Source organism: Bathymodiolus platifrons methanotrophic gill symbiont (genome assembly GCF_002189065.1).
Taxonomy (GTDB): Bacteria; Pseudomonadota; Gammaproteobacteria; order Methylococcales; family Methylomonadaceae; genus Methyloprofundus.
The window spans coordinates 1-4,455 of sequence record NZ_BDMN01000397.1 but is presented as its reverse complement, the minus strand read 5'-3'; the positions used below and the strand labels follow the sequence as shown (position 1 = coordinate 4,455).

Annotated in this window: 4 protein-coding genes and 2 pseudogenes; 1 reads left to right on the top strand and 5 read right to left on the bottom strand. The window is 40.9% G+C overall.

What is annotated here, in order from left to right:
* Positions 1-541: 541 nt before the first annotated feature.
* The 5 genes and pseudogenes from CDZ78_RS18210 to CDZ78_RS24645 form a co-directional block, all read right to left on the bottom strand.
* Positions 542-1,318 carry a hypothetical protein gene (locus CDZ78_RS18210; RefSeq protein ID WP_087871253.1) on the bottom strand — a complete coding sequence of 259 codons (777 nt, stop codon included), beginning with the start codon at positions 1,316-1,318 and terminating at the stop codon, positions 542-544.
* A 134-nt stretch (positions 1,319-1,452) separates the two neighbouring features.
* Positions 1,453-2,196: an Lcl C-terminal domain-containing protein gene (locus CDZ78_RS18205; RefSeq protein WP_167374394.1), complete on the bottom strand. Its 744-nt coding sequence runs from the start codon at positions 2,194-2,196 to the stop codon at positions 1,453-1,455.
* A gap of 63 nt (positions 2,197-2,259) precedes the next feature.
* A complete protein-coding gene (locus CDZ78_RS18200; RefSeq protein ID WP_087871251.1) occupies positions 2,260-3,042 on the bottom strand; it encodes a hypothetical protein in 783 nt (260 codons plus the stop codon).
* A gap of 17 nt (positions 3,043-3,059) precedes the next feature.
* A complete protein-coding gene (locus CDZ78_RS18195) occupies positions 3,060-3,809 on the bottom strand; it encodes an Lcl C-terminal domain-containing protein (protein ID WP_087871250.1) in 750 nt (249 codons plus the stop codon).
* Positions 3,810-3,927: 118 nt separating this feature from the next.
* Positions 3,928-4,107, bottom strand: a pseudogene (locus CDZ78_RS24645) (IS66 family transposase); the annotation flags it as partial.
* A gap of 149 nt (positions 4,108-4,256) precedes the next feature.
* On the opposite strand from CDZ78_RS24645, the pseudogene CDZ78_RS18190 reads away from it, so the two are divergent.
* A pseudogene (locus CDZ78_RS18190) lies at positions 4,257-4,455 on the top strand (IS6 family transposase); the annotation flags it as partial.

Genomic DNA, 4,455 nt, shown 5'->3' with positions numbered 1-4,455 from the left:
CTGATTTTGGTTCACTACACCCCTTGTCTGCAACGCCATCAGAGGGGCTTTCCTCAGCGAGAGGCGGCTAAAATGGGGTTTTAACAGAGTCTAGCTCAGAAAAAGGCACTCCTTTCAGGAGCTTATTCATTTTGACTTCAAACCCCCTCATTTTTTGACTCAACTCGTGCATGACAGAATCCCTGTCTTTTTCTTTAATGCCGACACTCTCCATGGGGTTCTGTCGCAAAAAAACAAAATCACCCTATTATCTACGATCATAAGATTTAATTTCAGCCAAAGAAGGTTCGCATGTTCAACTAAAAATGGTGCTATTTTTCAAGTTATTATTTTACTGAATACCACATTTTACTTGGCTTTAACACTATATTATCGTAATTTTAATGATGGACTGAGAAGGTTTTTTCCTGCATGGTGTTTTATACACTTATCGCATAAAAACAGGTTACAGTTGACTTTTTACACAAGCATTTGTTTTTTTGCGACAGAACCTTCTGGAGACCATCATCCCGTTCGTGGATGACAGCGTTAGAATCGACAATTAGAATTCACGAATAGCTCGCGTGTCTTGAGCTGCGTCTTTCACTATGCCGGTAATATCCATTTCTTCACTCTTTTTATCCCCAAATACGATGGCCTCCACCGATTGGTAGGCATATATGCTAACCTTATCCGTGCCATGATAATCTTCTATAGCCTCACTTGAACTTACATACATTCTAAACCTAAAAGGGTAAATTCTCGGTTCCCATAGGTTTTTGTACATTAATACTAATTCCCCTGTTGAAGGGATAAACCAGTCACTATAACCATTGAGCGTGTACTCGTCTACTATCTGGGCATTGGTTTTTCTACCATCTCTGCCTTCACAATTATCCAGTATAGCGCGGGTGTTCCATTTACCTGCACCAATCCCCTTAGACTTCGAACCAGGAATCATGACTCCAAAACAACCCCACTCTATAGGAACATTTTCCTGACCTTCCCTCCAATTATAATCTGTGTAACTGACCTGATCTTCCGGCGCCATTTCAAATCCATGTTCGCCAGCACTTGTCACATAGAACACTACACCCCCAGCAGGCCCCTTATCACCGATGTCATACGCACACTTCCCATTGATGAGTTCTTTAGGGCAAGAGACGACGACCTTATCTTTCTCACCACCTTTCTTTATATGGGTTTGTTCTTCCATAATATTCTTAATTTCTTCCTTCAAGGGGGTAAGGACATCAGATACAGAAACTGCTGAGTGAGTCATTATCATAGCCATTAGGGATAGCACCCAGACTAGTTTTTCTTTTCTTAAGTTTTTCATAAGTACCTCTTGTTTAATTTTTTTTTAAAAAATATCAGTAATATACTGATTTCTAATGCCATATAATCTATCTCTGGTCTTTATTTCAGTTTTTATCCGTTTTTTAAGGCCAAACACACTAAAATCAGGTTTAATTAAAAGTTACGTATCGCACGAACTCGAGATGGATGATACCTAACGTCGGGACCCCTGATTCCATTGCTGAAATTTTCGAACCACGCTTTGGTTACATTAGAATTATACTCTGAAGAACTAGAATAGCTGCCCCCATGGAATTCACCTAGATCTTTAGTTTTCAAATTATTGTACATTAACTCTAACTCATCTATTGATGGCAGGAACCAATTAGTGTGTCCATTGAGAGTATAATCAGATGCAACTTTAGCTGCAATACTTACGCTTTCGCATTTTTTACTTAGAATAGCTGCTGTATTTGTTTTACCTGCACCGACATGTAGGCCATCAGCTCCAACATCGATACCATAACAACCCCATTCTGCATGTTGCTGGTCCTCTGGAGCCGCTTCTAGACCATGTATCCCGCCTTCTTCTATATAAAACACCCACCCTCCTGCTGGCCCTATATCCCCAATTTTATAGATATCGATCCTACACGGTTCCCACTGTGGTATGTCACTACCACGGCAAATCCTTAGAGCCAATGAGCGTGTTTCATTAGATGGAAATTCGGGGATAGGCATTACGTGATTCGTATTAAAGTCTATAATTCTCTTAATTGTTGTAATATCTTTTGTAGTAGTTGCTATCCGGGTTGCATTGCGGGCAATCGCCCTGGCGTTATCTTCAACCTGAGACGCTGATGCCGATATGGAACCCACTAATAGCGACAGCAGGAATATAAATTTCAATTTTTTCATCATAATTCTCTTTTATCTAATAGCCATACAAGGGGGAGGGGTGAATATTGATTTATCAGCAGATTAGAAAGGACGAACAGCTCGTACTCTAGCAGCGTTCTCAATTTGCTTACCCAGTAAGTACGGATCAGAAGAATCATAAAAGTCTTTCGCAAAAGCCGAATTAGAATCGTATTCTGTAGATGACCAATATACTATATCTTCCCCCGAGCTATTCTTTTCAATTCCTGCTAGATTATTCAGAAAGATCACAGAGTATATTAATTTTAAGGACCCTGTCGAGGGTAAGTGCCAGCCAGAAATACCGTTACTCGAGTAACTAGCTGCTAAATATGCCGCTGATTTCATACCTACGCTAGTGCAGTCCGAGTCTGTAGCCAAAATGGCATCTGTATTTGCTTTACCGTCCCCTACTGCTTGTCCTCGTGCTCCAGTAATAGCAGTTCCAGAGCACCCCCACGGGGATGAGAGTTTTATATCTTCTAAAGCAACTTCTAATCCATGTTTTCCGCCGTCAGTGGTGTAAAAGACAACGCCTCCCGCCGGGCCGGTATCCTCTACTTTATAAGTATCATCACACGCTCCCCACTGAGGGTAGTCACTGTCTTTACAAAGCCACAGAAAGACTGTTTCCGCCGCTGCCTCTGTGGGTACACTCGTCACTCTATTTTTCATTGTTAAGGCCTCTATCTTAACGGCCTCTAAATTATTTTTATTTCTAGCGATTCCAGCGGAGTTCTTAGCAATATCTCCGGCAGTATCCGCTATAGCAATATGACTAAAAAACAGTGTAGTTGCAAAAGCACAAGCCACCAACACCTGACTATTCAATTCTGAAATTTTCATGAATACCTCTTGTTTTGTTAGAAAGAACGAATAGGAACAACGAAATAAGAATTAGGTTTCATCTCCCACTTCTTACTCCCACTATCTTCATTGTCTTTTAAATCTACTAATACCCCCCAAGCTTTATTTTTACCCACCTCAGAAGAAGACCAAAATTTAGTAGCGTCCTTAGTCCTCGCATAATATAAAACTTGATATGCTAGGAATAATTCATCTCTTGATGGTAAGTACCAGTCGGTATACCCGCCAAGGTTGTAATCAGAGGCAACCTTAGCGGCTATCGGAGAGCCATTCTCACTAACACACCCAGCACCTAAGATGGCATCAGTATCTGTCTCCCCTGAGCCAATGCCAAGGTGAATTGCACCGACCACGTTCGTTCCTTTGCAACCCCACTCATGTGCACTTAGAATCTCACCTGCTTCTAAGCCGTGCTCTCCATCTCCGGAAATTTTAAACACCATTCCCCCCGCTGGGCCCGTACCTTTTAGTTCATACACCGAACAAGGTCCCCACTGAAAAGCGCCAGAGGAAGAACAATGTCTCAGCATAAGACTCTTTGGTCGCTCAGAGTGATGTGAAATAGGGGGAAGATGAGATAAAAACTTATCCTTGTTTTTAGAATTTCTTATTTTTCCCAGATTAATCTTCGCGGTATTCGAAGCTATGTCGTGTTTATTTATTAAAACAGACGCTGCATTGTGTTCTGCATCCGCAAATGCAAGGGAATGGACTAACAAAGCACTGATAATAACTATAGTTTTCATTATGAACTCTTAAATTTAAAATACGAAACATGAACATGATGGCCTATCGGGAAAAAATTCAAAAGCACTGATGTTCTATTCTCAAAAGTTTTTTCCTCTCCTTAATTGTAACTTCTCATTACCCACAGGCAGCGGCCGCACGGATGACTTCAGATAACGGAGGGATATCTCCTACACCCAGTAAGCGATTTTTCAAATAATCATTCTGCGTACTACCGCTAATTTTTCGTTTTCTGACGTAATCCCTTATGTCTCGTTCACTTAAATTGTTATGAAGTGGAAGGTAGGGCTTATCAAGGACACGGAGAAGTTAATATTGATTTTTTCCCGTCCGATTGAGGGCTTTATTCAGTGTTTCGTAACAGGTGTTGGTTCTGTCGCATAAAGTTCACTTCCCCAGGTTATCTGTTATCATTAAGTTTAAATCTCTATATCAGGAATTCTCAAATGCTTAGTTTCAAATGGCGCCACTTTGAAAAAGAGATCATTCTCCTAAATGTCAGATGGTACTTGGCTTACCCACTCAGTTATCGCAATCTTGAAGAAATAGCGGAAGAACGAGGCTATCATGTTGACCACAGCACACTTAACCGCTGGGTTATCACGTATGCGCCTAAATTAGAGAAAGAATTTCACAAAAAGAAGC